Consider the following 17,330-nt stretch of genomic DNA (forward strand, 5'->3'; position numbering starts at 1 on the left):
TTCGAGTATTCCCTTATAAGAAAGATACTAAAATAATAAAACATTTCCAAACAACACTCCAAGGGATAGCCAAGGAACGGCTACCCCTCTCTATGTTGTTTGGCACTAGTAACAGATTTCACTAAGAATCTAATCTATAGTAGTGAGGGTGTAAACCCGAACACGAGGTTTTAGCCGAGTTATGTTTAGATCTATTCATCCTCCAATGCCTACCCAAGTGTCGTTTGGGAATTCCTTTTTCACTAGTTTAGTAAAATTTTTATTGTTTTTATCAAAAAAGGTTATTTCTAAATTTAATGAATTGAAATTATTGTAAGTCTTCTTGTCAACTTCTTTTAAGGAAACGGAAAGATTCTTTTTCGGTTTAAAGTTATGAGAGAAAACACCTTTTTGTTTTATAACAACTTTGTTTATCTTCTTACTTTTATTATCGACAACCATTACAAAGTACATCTTGTTATCAATTTCAATAAAACCTTCTGTTAATGGATCGTTGGAAATATCTGCCCCACCCATAAACTCATACTTGTTTTTCCCCTTATTTTTTAATTGAGTGAACCCATAGCATTTATTGCAGGATATTTTATTTTCCGTTCTAAATAAAACAATCTTTCGGTTTGTATTGGGAATCGAATAAAGGGAATCAATTTTCGGCCGTATTTGGCCTTCTTCCGTTGCATTAGAATCTTGCAGATATTGTTCTGACACTTTTTCTAATTCTTCTTTATCTAAGGAAGCCACTTCATATTTTTCACAACCAGTTAAACACAGAAAAACACTAAATAAAATAACTATAACGTGCGATGCTTTCATAGTGAGTTTAATCCTCTCTTTTTCTTAACGGAATTATTGCATACATCACATAATTACAATTATAGGTTACATTTTCAACCCTTTTTTAACATAGCCCTTTTCTTTAAGAAAGATGATCAAATATAAACAATCTTTGTTTTTAGTTATGATTTTAATAAATTATTTTCTATACAATGTCCTAAAATGAAATCAAATTGCAAGTACGTAAATATAAGGGGCTTTAAGAAGTCCAATAAAACTTGGAGGGAAACAAAATGAAAACAAAAACGATTATTAAGAACGGAACTATTTTTTCAGGAGAGATTAAAAAGGTTAATACTTATACAGCTTCAGTTCGAAGTAACGGTGACGATACTGTATTTTCACGTTTACAGATTGAGATACTAGATGACAAAGGTTGGCATTCTATATTTGTTGATAAAAATGAAAAACTAGTGAACCAAAGGCTGAGAATAGTTAATGAGAAATCTCCAAAAGTAGTAATCGGTATGTTCGAACTTTTAACACTTGATCCTGAGGAATTTGACTTTATTATTGGAACGCTTGAAGGTGCAGGCTGTGAAATTCAATAAAGATGAACAGGAAACAGTTATTACTTTTGACGCTAAAAAAGGGACATGGACTTTCTATAGCTGCGTCCCCTCTCACGTTGATTCCTTTATAAAAAATCCTATTCTAAATAAAGAAAAAATAGAGGTATTAACATCATATGAGGGTAAATCTACTAGCATTAAGTTTACTGTTGAAAATTCTCTTGTTACAAAGAGTTTTTTGAAGAAAAAACGGACGTTAAGCAAAGAACACAAACAGGCGTTACAAATTGGAAAGAGTAAAAAAAGAGTACAAAAGACTTTACAGAATAACCTATAATTATTCTATTCAAACGCCGTATAAGGCATTTAATCTAGCTTTATATGGTGTTTTAATGTAATTGATTTGCAGGAATATAGTCCCTTTTTGTCGAATTAAGTAGGTGAAAAGGGGAATGACATTATGGAGTGGATTTATAAATACTTTAGCTTAACTGCTGTTATTGCAGGATTAGGCTTTTTAATAAAGTACCTTATTCAGAGGAAAATAGATTCCTATTTCAATACAAAATTAGAAGATCACAAACAAGAACTGACTGTTATGTCTGAAAAAGTTAAGTATGACATAAGTAAAAAGCTATTCGATTTTGAAGCGTATGCAACAAAGAAACATATTGTGTATCCCGAATTGTATCAGCATGTATTTTCTATAAGTATTGAAATAACCGAATTATTAGCAGTAGCCGAGGTGAGATATTCTTGGGAACCAGACACGATTCATGATTTAACTAAACTTTCGAAGGAACAGGAGACAGAACTTTGGGATAAACTTACGGACTTACTAATAAATTGTAGAAAATCACTCATGTACTTCGAGGAAAACGAATTATTTTTATCTCAAGAGATATCGGATCAAGTGCGAGAAATCTTTGTAGACTTGAATACTCTTTTAACAAACCTTTTCGAAGACCATGTCTATGATAAGCCTACTGTTTCTAAAGAAAGTAGACTCATTCAGAATAAAATCATTCGCTTAAAGAAAGAGTTTCATAAAGAGTTATCGTATAGTCACTATGAAGAAAATGAAGTAAAAGTATAGCAATTATCTGAAGCATCCAATCACGGGTGCTTTTGGAATTAACTTTTATTTATCTATCAAAAATGGTTCTGAATGTTTTACGCTATATCGTAAATTGCGTTATAAATACAAAAATGCCCTTTCTCTCTTACGAGAAAAAGGACACAATTTCCGCCGCAAGTTGCATAAAAGCTGCAAGCAGCAATATGTACTCACTAGTAATTTCAAATTCACCTGAAATTTTCATGTTAACCTCCCCTTCCCCAAGGGTACAGACACCCTCTGAATTCGATAAATCTCTGACTAAATTTAATAAAATATCTTGTGTATTTTTGGACAAAAAATATTCTATGTATTTTAGGAAGCTGTATGTTTGTATGTTTTTATGTTTTCTGTATTTGGGTTTTGGGTTATTGGTTTACGGCGAATGAATCTATTATACTGTTTTTAGTTATTTTTGTATAGATAGGAAAATTATTCTTAGGACTTTATAGGGTAATACGCCCTCCCTGTCGAATTAAAGTAGGAGAAAAGGGGGGATTGAAAATGGAACACTTAAAAACATGGAAACAGGAATTAGAGAAAGCGAATGAAGAACACCAAAGTAGCTTGGAAAATTTCATCAATGAAAGAGAAATGCTGCAATCAAAGAAGACTATCCTGCAAGAAATAATTTTTCATTTTAGTGGCGAGAAGGCGATTGAAGATTTTAAAATTCAAAGTGGTTATAATGAGATCACCAGTAGTTTGAAAAATTTAGAAAGCCAAGAACAATACGAATTAGAGGAAAAGCTGAAAATAAAGATTCATTACAATAAGCATATAATCGGTAAGATTAACTTAGAATTACCCGTACAGTGAGAAATAGACACCCATTTTAGGGTGTTTTTATTTTACCCATGCACAATGTAACAATCCTTATGTATCAGGGTGTCACCCCCTCTTATCCTTGTGTATATTTGGTCAAATATCGCTTCTGCACTTGTTTTACAGAACCAATCTGTAGAACTTTTTTATGCACAATTCCCCTGTAAGCAGAAAAAAAAGACACCTCTTAAAGTGTCCCCTCGTATTCTTTCACCTTTTTATAGAATGTGGCTTTCTTCATGTCCACTTCTTCCATGAACTTTACAGCTGTAATCTTTCCAGCTTTCCATTCCTTGTACAGCTTACCCCATTCTTTAGGAAGTTCTAAAACTGGTCTCCCTAAATGCTTACCCTTAGCTTTAGCAACCGCAATACCCTCGGATTGACGCTGTTTAATATTCATTCTTTCCTGTTCAGCCATTGACGTGTAAACCTCTATGATGATGTTGTTAATCATGTCGATAACCCATTCGTTTCCTGCTGGTACGTCCTGCATAGTGGTAGGAAGGTCGATAATTTTAACCCTGATCCCTTCTTTCTTGAAATGTTCTAAGTAACTCTTAATCAGGTCTTTATTACGTCCTAGACGGTCTATAGATTTAATATAAAGGGTATCGCCTTCCCTCATAGCTTTAAGCAAGTTCTGAAAGCCCTCACGTTCCATATCCTTGCCACTAGCCTTATCACTGTATATGTATTTCTCGTCTGTTACATAGCCCTTTACAGCTTCATATTGACGGTCTAAATTCTGTTCCTTTGATGATACCCGTACATAGCCGAAATTGATTCCCATGATAAAACCGCCCTTTTTCTATTTGATAGTCTTAATATACACCAACCGTACATAAAGATCAATTAGTTTATAGACGTTTATAAAGGTTTATTTTAACCACTTATTAGACACTAATATGTTAGTTTCTTTACCGTCTATTATGGTGTACCTTTTTAGACTTGATTTCTTTAGGAAACTGTCACAATCAAACTTTTATTTTAAGATTCTCTTATAAAGAGTTTAGTTTTTAAAAGTCTGTCAACAATACTGTATAGACATAGAAATAAATAGCTAATTAGGGGGAAATCGAATGGAAATAACACTGTTTTTCTTAAAGTTGATGTTTGTAGTGCTTAGTGGAATTGTTGAGATTGTCGGATTAGTAGCGGTGAATGTAATAGCAATTTACCTCCTATTCAAGAAGTAACCAAGTAAGCAAGTAGCTAATGGGCACCAGCCCACACAGCTGATTAGCGATAGAATTGACAAGGCAAAGGAAACCAGTAAGGACAATGGATGGTGAACACCTAAAGGCGTAAGGAGACTAGGCAAGACAAGGAGATACAGAACAGAGGAAAGAACAGAATACGAAGAATTTGAAACAAACGGATGAAATAACAGCGAAGGAAAGTAAAGCACTATGATGGATCTCAGGTCGCTGCGTGTGTTGGGGGAATGGATACTATGATTCTGTAATGACGGAAGCCACCATATAGGGGAGGGGGGTCTCTATATACTGGCCGTCTGGTGTATGAAAAATATACGTGATAGTTTCCAAACCTTTTGATGGAATTCATTTACAGCAATAGCGGATTGAAGATCAAACGGGTATCACATTGCCTTACAGTAACTTGCTATAAAAATTTTTGCGGTGGATTTCCATAACTCGGTTAGGGAAAAAATGGTATAATATGGAGAGTTGAACACTGGGGAAAGAGGTGTTTTTAATGTCCAGATACCGATTGTTCCACATTCTAATCGTCCTGGCGTTCATGCCATGTCTTCTCTATAGTCTCATGGTCAGAACTCCACAGGGCGTCATAGTAACCTTTTTTGCCGCAATTATAGGGATTGGCTTAATGTTGCTGAATGTCTCAATCAATAAATATCCAAAAAAATAAGCAGGAATTAAGGTGACTTACCCTAACCCTGCTTATTTAGATAGTTACCGACTGTTTGCCTACTGAAACCCAACTCATTAGCTATCTTCGACTTACTCATGCCTTGTTCAAATAGTAAAGTTATATTCAGTTTATCATTATCGGATAAGTATCTTTTAGACTTTTTAACGTCACCGATCTTCCCAACATCAATACCACAAACATGACGCTGATCTCCCTTGAACAATAGCCATTTTGGTCTAGAATAGAACTTATGGTCACATTCGCTACACTCGTGGAGGATAATGGATTTATGGGTTATGAACCGTTCAATAGGCGTTATCCTACCCGTACCGTATACTTGATCCAATTGAACCTGATATGCCTGATTTTCAAGGTCATATTTACCTTTGTACAATATGTGTGCTTTGTACTCTTTAGGAGGTTCAATGGAGACAATTACTGTACCTGATGTTTGTTTAAATCTCTGTTTAAGTTGCCGTTTGATCCTTTTACGCTTCTTCTTATTATTTGCCATGTTATTTCCCCCTTTATCGAAGATCAGAACCTTATTTTTGGGTTTTGAATACCCTAGTTAGCTACCCGTAAGTTTAAGCCCTTAGAAAGGCTGATATGACGCTATTCTTTAATAACTGATTTTCTACTTTTACTAGCATATAAACGCTTGTTATTCCTGTTGGCTATTCCCTTGCAAGTATCACCGCAATACTGCAAACGGTAGTTATCTGTTTTGAATACTCTGTAACACCCTTTGCACTTCTTAGAGGAATAACTAGCACCTTGTTTAAGGACGTGTACTTGATAGTTTTCTTGTAACTGTTCGTCATCAGGTAATACAGCTGCTTCGAAGTAAGAACACCGTAATCCTTTGCTGATTGACCCGTTAACTACAGGACATCTATTTTCACCTAAACACTTACCATTTAAGAAATTAGCACAGTTCTTTTCAGCAAGCTTTGAACATGCGATAACAGTGTTTTTATGACCTCTTTCCATTTGTGCCACTTCCTTTCCTCATAGAAAAACCCCACCATTAGCTAGTAGGGTTATTTTGTTTCGATTGTTGTCCAGTATCTGTATCTTTTAGCTTGGCATTACGCTGAATGCTGGAATACGGATTATAGAAAATGTAGGGTTTGTTTACTGCATCGAAATAGAGACGCATTCGTTCCTCATTTAATGGGGTTGGTTCTGTTGTGGGTTTTATAATTTCACTCACTGTCAATCCTTCAAGGATCTTATCTAAAGGTTTAGTCACCTCATTCCACTTCCTTTACTTTTGGTTTTCGTACATTTGGATCTAAGTTACCACTGCATGCAGAAAACACCTGATTCTTACCAATCACAGAGTTACCTGCTTCGGCCCAATAGCTAAGATAGGTGGAATCAAAATCAAAGGCCCTTCGGAAACTTAGATTATTTTCCATCAATTCTTCATCATCTAAGAACTCATCACCGATAATTTCCATCAGGGGTTGTTGCTGTTTCCTAACTTCCTTGGCATAATCCGCAATGGCGTTAAGCAATTCATAACGAACTAATTCCACATTGGCATTTACGTCAAATTGTGACTTCGCAGACAGGTCTTTACCGTAAGTGTTTTGAATAGTCAGGACGTACTTTTTCTTTAGTTGTTTGAAGTCCCATTTCAATTCTTCTTGCAGAGATACGATTATTCTCATTTCTTTCTGTGTATCAGCAAGCTGTTTTGAAAGGTAAATATAATCACTCGTGTTATCCTTCGCTATCTCCCTATCTAACAACAATTGCGTATGTTGTTCCTGAAGTTCTGCAACTTTCTTATTAAGGTCTTCCCCACGCTTTTCCAGTACCTTCTTTTCTTCCTCATAGCTTGCCAGTACCTCTTTAGTGGCGTTGAACATAGTGCCCATATTTTCTATAGACTGGTCGATCTTTGTACGATCTACAGTAATCACTTTATTTCCTCCTTAGTTAATTCCCCTTAGGGCTTTTAGTTCAATTACTCGTTTAATACTAATTAACTCTAAATTTGATAATTTCAGTTCTTGGATAGTGTCAGAAAACTTACTGTGATAATGAGGTGTAAATTCTAATAAGTTGTTTTCCAGCTTACTAAGTGTGCCGACATCAGTTTTCATATAAGTGCTAAATTCACTTAACGTAAGGTTGCGTAATAGCCTTGTTTCTTTGATATGGCGATAGTCGTAAAGCTGAATAAATGGGATATCGTTTTTGCTGTATAGTGACAATCCTTTTACCTCTCTTTCTTAGTCCAAATTTTTTGAAGTTACGGTAAACAAAAAAGAGTGAAGCAATTGCCCCACCCTTAACCGTAGCGAACCATAAGCCCGCCTTACTTTATAGATTTTGGCGAAGGTACTAATTACAGGTACCACAGAGGAAAACTTAATCTAATTAAAAAAGGGTATTCACACGACTGTGAGAGAATATGTGATATAACGGTTCATATGAGTGTGAAAGTAATTTGATTATGAAAATAAAAGAGGTATTAGACACTTTGCGATAACTGGGGACACCATAGCTAAGATTGCAAAAGAGAAAGTTGGAGTTGATTGAAAAATACAAATAAGGTGCTGCCATTACGTAGCACCTCAGCCTTTTTAATTTCTTTCTAAGTTGGCGTTAATCCTCTTTAATTGTTCCAGAATTTGTCCGTTTGATTTACCCAACTTTTCGTCAATTGCATCCAACCGACTGTTTACCTTATCGAAGCCTTCTTTAAAATCCTTTTTAAAACCCTCTAAATCTCCAGCCATCTTCTCAAGACCCTTTATGATCTCAGCTAATTCATCGCTTTCATTGTTTTTACTCATTTCAACAACACCCTTTCTAAGGTATCTAAAGGATTCATACAGAGGTTTTATCCCCCCCCTAATTTATATCTATTGGTAACGAAATAAAACGCCACACTCCTATTACGAAGGTCTAGGTATCGTCCGTAGAAGAATCTACTCAATTAAATCCTTACTATTTCTCACATCTTCCACCTTCAAGCCATTTTCGAAATGGATCGTTTCTGTATCCTTTAATTCTTTCATCTCAATGGCTTTAAACTTTGGTGTCATAGATTCCTTTTCTAAATTTAGAGGTGCAATGATTAGCGAATCTTTATATGAGGTAACTGCTACATACAGGAGTCCACTCTGTTTTATAACCATATATTCTGTTTCTTCAGATGCCGCATATTCACCCAATCTACCTGTAGAGTTAGCGATAAATGGTAAACAAAAGCAAATCACAATCAAATTCAATAATTTTATATTATCTGTAATTCCTGTACGTACTCCCTTAATAAACGTTGAGTTAGTAAGCAAAATATACGATGGAACTTCTTTTGATACCTCTGAATGCATAAATTTTAGAAAGTTCCAACTAGCATAAATTGAAATAAAAACAAAAAAAGTAGCTGTTAAAGTTGACGTCATTGAGTTTATACTTAAATCGATAAACATAGCAGGCAACTTGTAATAGCTTTTATAACCAGTTTCATAAATATAAGTTATTCCATAACTAACAACTGTTAAAGTTAGTATGATGATAGCTGGATCTTTAAATTTATTCATAGACATTAAGCCCTCATTTCTTTATAAATAACACATGTTACTGACTAGCTATCCCAATGAAGCCAACAAGGGCAAGAACAATAGTTACATATGGTAAGGACTCTTAGTTAATAATCCCCGATTCAGGGACTAATAACTGTCTACTAATCCCCCAATCAGGGATTAACCCAAGTTAATGTAGTTGGTCAAAAATCGTACAGGTTCATTAAGGGTTAATCCCTGAATTTGTGACTTTCAGAAACCCAGTCATATCAACTACTTTTGTTAATCCCTATATTTTGATTATTAAATGCCTGTTTTATGGGTGCTTTTGGCGAACTAGTAATAGAAGAACCTTAAAGATAACTTAAACTTAACTAAACTCTATTAACAGTACTAAGATCAAAACATTGTGAAAGAAGATCACTTTCACCGATTAAGAAAAACATAATAAATCATCTAATAATAGCTATCATAGTAATAAATAATAGTTAATCTTTAAAATATGGCGAGGGTTACGAAGTAAACAAGCAATGTTGATCTTAATCTTTAATTGAAAATTCTATAGTATTAGTAATATATAAGAATCTCTCTTTCCTTAGTGGATTGAGGGATTTTTTTTATGACAGAATGACTCCCATTGTAAAGATAAATGCGGTAACTAATCCTAAAAGGAATAGCAAGATTCTCCTTATTAACGTTGGGGAGAATTCATACGTAAGATCCAATATCACCTCAATAAGGCTAGAAGAAGTACCTATATACACATCATCAATTTTCCTTTTATTCCCAAACACAGCATACCCCATAAGATAATACCCTAGTATTGCAAATATTCCTAAACTCATTTTTAACCACATTTAAGTATCTCCCATAGTTTTAATTTCACACAGTTGGTCAGTTGTTATTTTCGTTATGGCTGCCTTTTTCTCCCCACGTAAACAAACGGGAATATGGAAGCTTTGCCACGTTACTTTTAACCGCTGGTAACATCCCTCACAATACCAGGCAACATAAATCTTTCCCTGTTCGTATAGTGGAGTCATTAGTTGAAAACCATGCCATTTCCCGCAATAGATACACATCTTTCTTTCTGTCATAATTAGCACCCAAAGCCCAAAATATTGTTATTCGATTTTCTTAGTATAGCGTTTTATTTGATGGTCTATATTTAAATGTAATTGTTTCATATGCCTTTGAAAAACCGTACCATGCTTAATATCCTCAGGTAATGCAGAAGTGATTCTAATACTTTCAGAATAACCAAGTCTTTTGTATAAAGAAAATGCTTTTGAAACGTATGCATATGTTTCCCTATCCACGGTAACAGCCTGTACCATAAGTGATTTTTCTAATTCCTTTGTATCTATTTTTCTCACTGGCTGGATTACTCCAGGTAAAGATGGAACTCCAACATATTTAGTTAATTGACTCTCAATAGAATCAACCTCAGAAAGCATGTTTACTAAAGTTCCTAACTTTTTCGGAAACTCATTCTTCTTTTGATTATTTAACGTCAGAATAACAGCCAGGTACGTAAACACTCCACCAATTAACCCACCTATTATTGACCCGATAACACTTATATCAGTGATTAACGCTTTTAAAAATTCCATACCTGATTCCCCAATCTCTTTATGTAGTAAATATAAAATTATCAATATCATATTATTAAAAATGTTTTAAATGGTATAATAAGGAAAAAGAAAAGGTTGGATGTAATGGACGAATCCACAGAAATAAAAATCATTAAATCTGAATTAGAAAAATTAAAAAATGGTGTTTATGAAATAATTGAATTTATTGAAGATAGTGATGAATATCAATATCAAATTGATAAAGATATAAAACGTCATTTTTATCACTTATTTATAAAATGTAAAAGGAATTTTAAAGCAATAAACATCTTAATGGAAAGCCAAGATTTAGAGAATAGCTATATAGAAGCTACTGTCTTACTAAGGGTATTGACTGAAGGATATTTACATCTTTGTTATCTTATAAAAGCTGAAAAGGATGTAGTTATTGAAGAATACAAGGCTATGAGTGAATTTCAATTACAAAAAATGCTACGAGGTACAAACAGGCAATATAAATTAAAAATAAATAACAAAACAGATTTAAAAATAATTAGACGCTTGAAAAATGAAATCCTAAAAAAGGAAATAAAATTACCATACCATTTTGAAAAAATGCACAGTTTAGCAAAAAAAACTGATAATCAAGTATTTTATGGTGCTATTTATCAAATGTTTAACACCTACGTTCATTTTAATCCTACTACTTACATATCATACGGAACTGAAGATGAGAATGGGACTTTTAACTTTGATTCATATAAACCCAAACCATTTCTTGAAGCACGTATACTATATTTTTCAATTAGTGTTCAAATGACATTGTTAGCAAGAACTATGAAATATTTAGAAATTGAAAAAACGACTAAAAATATAATAAACCATTTTAATGAATGGGATACATTTCTTAATAAGAAAAAACGTGGACGTATTATTTTATCAAATACGGATGATTATATTTAAGCAATACCAAAAAATTCTTTTATACTGATGTCCTAAAACTCATTCTAACTGCAAGTACATAAGTGTAAGACAAAAACTTATGTGAAGGACGGATGAAAAAATGATGATTTCTGGTGCATTAAAAGCAAATAAAATTAAACTTAATAAGGATTTAACTTTAGAAGAATTAAAAAAACACAAAAGGAAGAAAGTGTTTTTCATTAAAAATGGCAATTTTCTATTTCCAATATTTATAGGCGGAACCTTTGTCGCACTGTCAGGATCAGAATTATATGTCGGTGAAACTAACCCTGTGCTTGATGAAGTAAGTATAACCAAGCTTATAAAATTACTCGGTAAAGACGGATGGTATTGCGTGATTCTACAATAAACAAATAATACCTTGAAAAAAAACTAATAAAGCTTGTATAATAAAAGTCGGAAACATTGTTTCGGAAACGTCAGACACTTTTATTTAGTATTTACGCATGGTATACGGTAAAAGCATGGAAATTGCCGTTATAATAGCTTTTATAAACAGTCCAAGCCTACTTGTTAAGGAAACTGTGAAAAACAGTACCTCCTAAGCTGTAGGTCGTAGGTTCGACTCCTATCTGGGACGCTAATTAAAAAACCCTGTTACAATGCGGTTCTCCCGCGTAGTAACAGGGTTTTTTTCTTCGTATAAGTACAAGTGACTTATGGGATTAGTCAAAGTAACCACAAATTCATCAATCCCTATAGAAATAAAAAAATCCGAGTCCTGTAAAACACAGAACTCAGATTTTTATCATATTTAGACTTCAAACAAATTCCAATTAGCTAAACTTACTTTTCGATTAAGCCTATCTCGTTGATTTTTTCTTCAAAAACAGGTCCGAAACTTTCAGAATAAGTATTCGTTAAATGTCTATTGTCACGGTAAATTATAACATTACCAATAATGGGCTGGAATTTACCGTTTACCTTGAAGTAATCTGTTAAGTCAATTTTATGCAAGGATTTATTCTCTTTTTCAAATTGTCTCCAAAAGCTTTCGTCTTTCTGATTATCTACTGAATTCATTTTTTTTGTAGTTTCTTCTAGTCCATCTGTTTCTAATGATTCCAGTACGTTAAAACTATATCTTGGATCATCACGTATCGCTAACACTTCAATACCATATTCATCTTTAACAAACTGCAGCTGATCGACCATTTGTTGTTGTATTTTATTATTAGGCGAATCAGAAGCTGTGGCGTGAGAAATGACAAGATCTACATCTGCATCCTTTAGATAATCGAGAACATTATTGACCCAGATACCTTTCAAATCATCATCCGCATAACCTGTTGAAAAACGTGTACCTGAACGAGTCATATTCAATACACGATAATTATCATCTTTTGTTGCTTCTAAAATGGCACCTAACCAATGCTCTGAATGGGAACTGCCGATCAAGGCAATTGTAGCATCGTAATTTTCAGTTTCGCCATATTCCCCAATTTTCAAGTCACTTTCCTTTAACCCTTGGTTACTGCCGTCCAAATGCGCTTTTGGTAAATCATCAAAGACTTCAGAATATGACGGGATTGGTTCTTGATCAGGTATATCATCAGGATTTTTTACAGCTAACGCTCCTGGATAATTTTTATCGTTTATATTATTTTCCAGCTTATTTTTATCTATATATACTCCAATTAAAAGAGATGCAATCAAGAGTACATTCACACTGCCCATTATCCCGAGTCTCTTGAATGAGTATTTATTATCCTTTGAGCTTCGGATTGGTTCTTCTATATATCGAGTCATTAAAAACGACAGGGCTATAGATGAAATGATAATAAGAGTTCCAACGATGAATCCTGGAGTTTCCTGGACATTATAACGATAGAACTCCAATAATACCCAATGCCATAAATAGATTCCAAAAGCAATTCCACCTAGCTTCACCATTACAGGTGAACCTAAAAAGCGTTTGACACCATATTTCGTATCGCATGTACCAGACAAAACAATGAATAATGCACAGGTCATTGGCCATAAGGCAATATACCCCGGAAACATTTCAGATACATTGAAGACTATTCCAGTTAAAATTAAACCGATTAATCCGAGCCAACCTATCACGGTAGCAATATATTTATTAACCTTGATTGATGATAAATTGATACAGAGCAAACTGCCTAAAGCAAATTCCCAAACGCGTGTCATCGTAATGAAATAAGCCCATGGCTGATTGACTGAGGTTAAATATATTGAGTATATAAAAGAAGAAACAAATAATATTCCTAAAATAGTATTGATTAATGTCTTAACTTTAGTTAGTTTATATTTTTTTATTAAGAATAAAATTAAAGTGAATATTAAAAACCAGATTAAATAAAATTGTCCTTGTATAGACAAAGCCCAAAAGTGTTCAACCGGTGTTTTCATTTGGCTGGAATCTAAATAATCCGTGCTCGAAATAGCCAGTTGCCAGTTTTGGTAGAAAAACATTGAAGCAAATACTTCATGTATAGTTTTATCCAAAATTGATTTTGGTAATAAAAACCAACTTAAACCCAGAACAATTGCAAGAATAAAAAATACAGAGGGAAGTAACCTTTTCATTAACTTCGTGACATATGGCCTAAAACGATATTCCCCTGTTCGTTTAATTGTGGAAACAATTGAAGTGGTAATAAGAAAACCTGAAATTACAAAGAAAACATCAACCCCGCCGGAAACACGATTTAACCATATATGATATACCGCTACCAGCAGTGCCGCAACAACACGTAGCCCTTCGATCTCGGGTCTGAATTTACTCTCAATATTAATTAATGGCTGATTCATTTGATTCTATCTCCTACTTTTTCGTCATGCATACAATTTAAAATTATATCACTTTACAATAATGCTTTGTCAATATAGTAGAAAAGGTTCTTTAATTTTCACGAGTCCGGAGCTTTTCCCAACTTATCAACCAGGCCCCCTTACAGAAAATGTACGTTGCCTGGGTACGAAGCCCACCCGCTATTAAATTCATTGAAATAGAACGTTTCTTTATAAAAAAAGTCAGTCCACTAGGGACAACGAAAACGTGGGCATGCTCCAACTGATCGAGATTGTTAAACTGTCAAACATAAGAACATCCCCGCACAAAAATAATCTTTGCAATTCAAACTGTTTGATAGTAAAAGGAAGTTTGTTTTATTACATGAATCTCTGGATAAAACCATGCTTTTTTTAAAATATATGTTTTAACCTGTCCCAGCCGGGTATACAAATACTGTAAGACATTCTCACCAAAGGAGATGATGTGCATGATGAGTACAATCAGAAGCCAATGGAACAAAGAGAATGACGCAGCGGTGTTTAGTCCCGGTGATCAGCGTTAGAGTCAATTGAAGCGTTAGATGATAATCAAGTATGGGAATTACTAGTCTTCTCATCCAAAGGAGGAGGATACGATCATGAGTATTTACAGCCTATGGAATCCAGAGAATGATGAAGCAATTTTCAGTCCGGGTGATCAGAAGCCATTCAGTACGCTCACACGAGTAGATTCGAATAAACACACACACACTGACAAAGCACTTGAATATGAATTACATGGCACCGTACTGAATGAAGTTTAACAGAAGCAGATATATGGAAAGGGATGGAGCACTCGCTCCATCCCTTTCTGCCGTCATTTTCATTTATATGAATTTCGCCATTTCAAATAACCCCATAAAAAAAGAGCCCTTTCACCATGGAGCTAAAGGTGAAGGGCTCTTTTCTTTTATTTATCGAATTTCAGTTTTGCCAAGGCATCCGCCAAGGCAGTATTGATTGGCTCTTCTTTATTTTGCTTTTTCATATAATTGGAGACTTCATTTTTGGATACTTTTTGATTTTTATTTTGCCCCCTTCGTTTATTGTAAGAAGAAAGTTTTTCGTGAAAACCGCATTTACAGGTGAATGTCTGTGCTTCTCCTTGACCGCGCATTTCCATCTTTTTATGACATTGTGGGCATCTTGCATTTGTTACACGTGAAACACTTTTTTTGTGGCCACATTCACGATCTTGGCAGACAAGCATTTTTCCCTTTTTACTATTCACTTCAAGCATCAGCTTGCCGCAATCAGGACATTTCGTTCCTGACACGTTATCATGCTTGAATTTTTGGTCACTATTTTTGATTTCATGGACGATATTTTTGGCATAGGCGCGCATATCACCGATGAAAGCCTGTTTTGGCAGCTTTCCTTTTGCGATCGCGGTTAGCTTTTGCTCCCATTGAGCTGTCAAAGCTGGAGATCGCAAGTCTTCAGGTGCCAATTGAAGAAGTTGTTTTCCTTTCGAGGTAACATGAAGGCCCTTTCCCCTCTTCTCAATCAGGAAGCTATTGAACAGCTTTTCTATAACGTCAGCACGCGTTGCAACAGTACCGATCCCGCCAGTTTCACCCAAGGTCTTGATGAGCTCTTTGCTTTCTCCTGCCATGAAACGAGCGGGATTCTCCATTGCCGAAAGAAGCGAACCTTCATTGAATGGTTCCGGCGGTTTCGTTTCACCCTCTGTTTGTTTCACGGTCGAAATGGTTAAACTGTCACCCTTTTGAACGTTCGGAAGCAGTTGCTCAGCAAGGCCATCTTTAGCTTCTTCCTCATCGAATTGGTGATCATAAACTTCCTTCCAACCTGACTTCAGGATGACCTTCCCTTTTGCCATGAACGTCTCCTGCCCCATTTTTGCGGTGATGGTCGTTTGTTCATATTCAAAAGGCGGCATCAATACAGCAAGGAACCTTTTCACGACCAAATCATAGATTTTCGATTCTTTGTCGCTCAGTTTTCCCGGCAGCGGTGTCTGCTCAGTGGGGATGATTGCATGGTGATCGGAAACCTTGCTATCATCCACGAACGATTTATTGACCTTAATCGGGCTGCGCAGGATCCTCGATGCATACTGGGCATATGGCTTAATGCTCACAGCCTGTAATCTTTCTTTTAGCGTATCAACCAAATCCGTTGATAAAAAGCGTGAATCCGTCCTTGGATAAGTCAAGACTTTATGGCTTTCATATAAGCGCTGCATGATTGATAACGTCTCTTTCGCCGAATAGCCGAATTTCTTATTTGCGTCCCGTTGAAGTTCTGTTAAATCATATAAAGAAGGGGCAAAACTTTTCTTATGGGACTTGTTAACATCAACCACTTCTGCACTTTTCCCCTTAACGGCTGCAAGAACCTGTTCTGCCTTGTTTTTATCGAATGTGCGGATATCCTTTGATTGGGCATCTAGCCATATCAGGCGCAAATTAGGTTCCGCCATTGCCGAAACGCCATAATATTTCCTAGGCTGGAATTGTTTTATTTCTTCTTCTTTTTTTGCGATCATCGCAAGTGTCGGCGTTTGGACCCTTCCGCAGGATAACTGGGCATTGTGCTTGGTCGTCAGGGCACGTGTCGCGTTCATCCCAACGATCCAGTCCGCTTCCGCCCTTGCTACAGCAGAGGCAAATAGGTTTTCATACTCCTTGCCATCCTTCAGGTTTTTAAATCCATCTTTGATCGCTTTATCCGTTACAGAGGAAATCCAAAGCCGTTTGACCGGCTTCTTCACATTCGCTTTTTCGAGAATCCAGCGCGCAACAAGTTCCCCTTCACGGCCTGCATCCGTTGCAATGATGACATCCTTGACATCATGGCGGTTCAATTGTGTTTTAACCGATTGAAATTGTTTGCCTGATTGCTTGATGACAACCAACTTCAATGTAGGCGGCAACATGGGCAGGTCCTCAAGGCGCCATATTTTGTATTTTTCATCATAAGATTCCGGATCTGCATGGGTCACCAAATGACCTAGTGCCCAAGTGACGATATACTGTTCGCCTTCAAAAAAGCCATTGCCCTTCTTCCCGCAATTCAGCACTTTAGCTATATCTCTTCCGACAGAAGGTTTCTCGGCCAGTACGACTGTTTTACTCATAATAACATCCTTTCGCTTTTAAACTGGTTCCTCTATTATCTCATATAATTTATGACAGGGCGATAATGCATAGCATGGCATTGGATCGATTGGGCTCCCCGCACCCACATATATGTAAATTAATAGATTAGATAGCAATCCCGT

21 protein-coding genes are annotated in these 17,330 nt (G+C 35.5%); 7 read left to right on the top strand and 14 right to left on the bottom strand.

Annotation, left to right across the window (positions count from 1 at the left end; genetic code table 11):
* Positions 1–195 precede the first annotated feature (195 nt).
* On the bottom strand, positions 196–813 hold the full coding sequence (locus BW986_RS13690; RefSeq protein WP_076368417.1) for a hypothetical protein: 618 nt from the start codon (positions 811–813) through the stop codon (positions 196–198).
* Positions 814–1,067: 254 nt separating this feature from the next.
* Between BW986_RS13690 and BW986_RS13695 the strand changes: the two genes are divergently transcribed.
* The 4 genes from BW986_RS13695 (at position 1,068) to BW986_RS13710 (ending at position 3,282) form a co-directional block, all read left to right on the top strand.
* Positions 1,068–1,385, top strand: coding sequence for a hypothetical protein (locus tag BW986_RS13695; protein WP_076368418.1), 318 nt, complete (start codon positions 1,068–1,070; stop codon positions 1,383–1,385).
* On the top strand, positions 1,372–1,683 hold the full coding sequence (locus tag BW986_RS13700) for a hypothetical protein (protein WP_076368419.1): 312 nt from the start codon (positions 1,372–1,374) through the stop codon (positions 1,681–1,683). The genes BW986_RS13695 and BW986_RS13700 overlap by 14 nt, the downstream gene beginning before the upstream one ends.
* Before the next feature lie 123 nt (positions 1,684–1,806).
* Positions 1,807–2,442 (top strand): hypothetical protein, encoded by a 636-nt coding sequence (locus tag BW986_RS13705; protein WP_076368420.1) that lies wholly within the window; start codon positions 1,807–1,809, stop codon positions 2,440–2,442.
* A gap of 525 nt (positions 2,443–2,967) precedes the next feature.
* A complete protein-coding gene (locus tag BW986_RS13710) occupies positions 2,968–3,282 on the top strand; it encodes a hypothetical protein (RefSeq protein ID WP_076368421.1) in 315 nt (104 codons plus the stop codon).
* A gap of 193 nt (positions 3,283–3,475) precedes the next feature.
* On the opposite strand, the gene BW986_RS13715 is transcribed toward BW986_RS13710, so the two are convergent.
* The 11 genes from BW986_RS13715 to BW986_RS13765 all read right to left on the bottom strand — a co-directional run bounded on the left by BW986_RS13715 (position 3,476) and on the right by BW986_RS13765 (position 10,342).
* Entirely contained in the window at positions 3,476–4,081 is a 606-nt protein-coding gene (locus BW986_RS13715) for a recombinase family protein (RefSeq protein ID WP_076368422.1), read from the bottom strand.
* A gap of 1,122 nt (positions 4,082–5,203) precedes the next feature.
* Positions 5,204–5,698: a helix-turn-helix domain-containing protein gene (locus BW986_RS13720; RefSeq protein WP_076368423.1), complete on the bottom strand. Its 495-nt coding sequence runs from the start codon at positions 5,696–5,698 to the stop codon at positions 5,204–5,206.
* A gap of 101 nt (positions 5,699–5,799) precedes the next feature.
* The gene (locus tag BW986_RS13725; RefSeq protein WP_076368424.1) at positions 5,800–6,177 is read right to left on the bottom strand and encodes a cysteine-rich VLP protein; all 378 of its coding nucleotides are present in this window, start codon (positions 6,175–6,177) and stop codon (positions 5,800–5,802) included.
* Between the two features lie 37 nt (positions 6,178–6,214).
* Complete coding sequence (locus tag BW986_RS13730) at positions 6,215–6,439, bottom strand: hypothetical protein (protein WP_076368425.1); 225 nt, start codon at positions 6,437–6,439, stop codon at positions 6,215–6,217.
* 1 nt (position 6,440) lies between these two features.
* Entirely contained in the window at positions 6,441–7,118 is a 678-nt protein-coding gene (locus BW986_RS13735; protein WP_076368426.1) for a hypothetical protein, read from the bottom strand.
* A gap of 12 nt (positions 7,119–7,130) precedes the next feature.
* A complete protein-coding gene (locus tag BW986_RS13740; protein ID WP_076368427.1) occupies positions 7,131–7,412 on the bottom strand; it encodes a hypothetical protein in 282 nt (93 codons plus the stop codon).
* A 372-nt stretch (positions 7,413–7,784) separates the two neighbouring features.
* On the bottom strand, positions 7,785–7,997 hold the full coding sequence (locus BW986_RS13745) for a hypothetical protein (protein WP_076368428.1): 213 nt from the start codon (positions 7,995–7,997) through the stop codon (positions 7,785–7,787).
* A gap of 135 nt (positions 7,998–8,132) precedes the next feature.
* Positions 8,133–8,753: a hypothetical protein gene (locus BW986_RS13750; RefSeq protein WP_179086068.1), complete on the bottom strand. Its 621-nt coding sequence runs from the start codon at positions 8,751–8,753 to the stop codon at positions 8,133–8,135.
* Positions 8,754–9,346: 593 nt separating this feature from the next.
* Complete coding sequence (locus BW986_RS13755; protein WP_076368430.1) at positions 9,347–9,586, bottom strand: hypothetical protein; 240 nt, start codon at positions 9,584–9,586, stop codon at positions 9,347–9,349.
* Positions 9,587–9,826, bottom strand: a complete 240-nt coding sequence (locus BW986_RS13760) for a hypothetical protein (RefSeq protein WP_076368431.1) — start codon at positions 9,824–9,826, stop codon at positions 9,587–9,589.
* 27 nt (positions 9,827–9,853) lie between these two features.
* Positions 9,854–10,342 carry a hypothetical protein gene (locus BW986_RS13765; RefSeq protein WP_076368432.1) on the bottom strand — a complete coding sequence of 163 codons (489 nt, stop codon included), beginning with the start codon at positions 10,340–10,342 and terminating at the stop codon, positions 9,854–9,856.
* Between the two features lie 105 nt (positions 10,343–10,447).
* Between BW986_RS13765 and BW986_RS13770 the strand changes: the two genes are divergently transcribed.
* Entirely contained in the window at positions 10,448–11,266 is an 819-nt protein-coding gene (locus BW986_RS13770) for a DUF5677 domain-containing protein (RefSeq protein ID WP_142244600.1), read from the top strand.
* Positions 11,267–11,366: 100 nt separating this feature from the next.
* On the top strand, positions 11,367–11,636 hold the full coding sequence (locus tag BW986_RS13775) for a hypothetical protein (RefSeq protein WP_142244602.1): 270 nt from the start codon (positions 11,367–11,369) through the stop codon (positions 11,634–11,636).
* A gap of 437 nt (positions 11,637–12,073) precedes the next feature.
* On the opposite strand, the gene BW986_RS13780 is transcribed toward BW986_RS13775, so the two are convergent.
* Positions 12,074–14,062 carry an acyltransferase family protein gene (locus BW986_RS13780; protein WP_076368435.1) on the bottom strand — a complete coding sequence of 663 codons (1,989 nt, stop codon included), beginning with the start codon at positions 14,060–14,062 and terminating at the stop codon, positions 12,074–12,076.
* A gap of 620 nt (positions 14,063–14,682) precedes the next feature.
* On the opposite strand from BW986_RS13780, the gene BW986_RS30235 reads away from it, so the two are divergent.
* The gene (locus BW986_RS30235; protein WP_179086069.1) at positions 14,683–14,847 is read left to right on the top strand and encodes a hypothetical protein; all 165 of its coding nucleotides are present in this window, start codon (positions 14,683–14,685) and stop codon (positions 14,845–14,847) included.
* 146 nt (positions 14,848–14,993) lie between these two features.
* Here the strand turns inward: BW986_RS30235 and BW986_RS13785 are convergent, their stop codons facing one another.
* Positions 14,994–17,186, bottom strand: a complete 2,193-nt coding sequence (locus BW986_RS13785) for a DNA topoisomerase III (RefSeq protein WP_076368436.1) — start codon at positions 17,184–17,186, stop codon at positions 14,994–14,996.
* Positions 17,187–17,330: the final 144 nt, after the last annotated feature.

This window comes from Peribacillus simplex, from assembly GCF_900156045.1.
Taxonomy (GTDB): domain Bacteria; phylum Bacillota; class Bacilli; order Bacillales; family DSM-1321; genus Peribacillus; species Peribacillus simplex_D.

Coding starts and splice junctions, on each gene's coding strand:
- BW986_RS13695 (WP_076368418.1), top strand. CDS start 1,068: ATGAAAACAAAAACGATTATTAAGAACGGAACTATTTTTTCAGGAGAG.
- BW986_RS13785 (WP_076368436.1), bottom strand. CDS start 17,186: ATGAGTAAAACAGTCGTACTGGCCGAGAAACCTTCTGTCGGAAGAGAT.
- BW986_RS13745 (WP_076368428.1), bottom strand. CDS start 7,997: ATGAGTAAAAACAATGAAAGCGATGAATTAGCTGAGATCATAAAGGGT.
- BW986_RS13720 (WP_076368423.1), bottom strand. CDS start 5,698: ATGGCAAATAATAAGAAGAAGCGTAAAAGGATCAAACGGCAACTTAAA.
- BW986_RS30235 (WP_179086069.1), top strand. CDS start 14,683: ATGAGTATTTACAGCCTATGGAATCCAGAGAATGATGAAGCAATTTTC.
- BW986_RS13710 (WP_076368421.1), top strand. CDS start 2,968: ATGGAACACTTAAAAACATGGAAACAGGAATTAGAGAAAGCGAATGAA.
- BW986_RS13780 (WP_076368435.1), bottom strand. CDS start 14,062: ATGAATCAGCCATTAATTAATATTGAGAGTAAATTCAGACCCGAGATC.
- BW986_RS13715 (WP_076368422.1), bottom strand. CDS start 4,081: ATGGGAATCAATTTCGGCTATGTACGGGTATCATCAAAGGAACAGAAT.
- BW986_RS13755 (WP_076368430.1), bottom strand. CDS start 9,586: ATGTGGTTAAAAATGAGTTTAGGAATATTTGCAATACTAGGGTATTAT.
- BW986_RS13775 (WP_142244602.1), top strand. CDS start 11,367: ATGATGATTTCTGGTGCATTAAAAGCAAATAAAATTAAACTTAATAAG.
- BW986_RS13705 (WP_076368420.1), top strand. CDS start 1,807: ATGGAGTGGATTTATAAATACTTTAGCTTAACTGCTGTTATTGCAGGA.
- BW986_RS13765 (WP_076368432.1), bottom strand. CDS start 10,342: ATGGAATTTTTAAAAGCGTTAATCACTGATATAAGTGTTATCGGGTCA.
- BW986_RS13770 (WP_142244600.1), top strand. CDS start 10,448: ATGGACGAATCCACAGAAATAAAAATCATTAAATCTGAATTAGAAAAA.
- BW986_RS13725 (WP_076368424.1), bottom strand. CDS start 6,177: ATGGAAAGAGGTCATAAAAACACTGTTATCGCATGTTCAAAGCTTGCT.
- BW986_RS13750 (WP_179086068.1), bottom strand. CDS start 8,753: ATGTCTATGAATAAATTTAAAGATCCAGCTATCATCATACTAACTTTA.
- BW986_RS13760 (WP_076368431.1), bottom strand. CDS start 9,826: ATGACAGAAAGAAAGATGTGTATCTATTGCGGGAAATGGCATGGTTTT.
- BW986_RS13690 (WP_076368417.1), bottom strand. CDS start 813: ATGAAAGCATCGCACGTTATAGTTATTTTATTTAGTGTTTTTCTGTGT.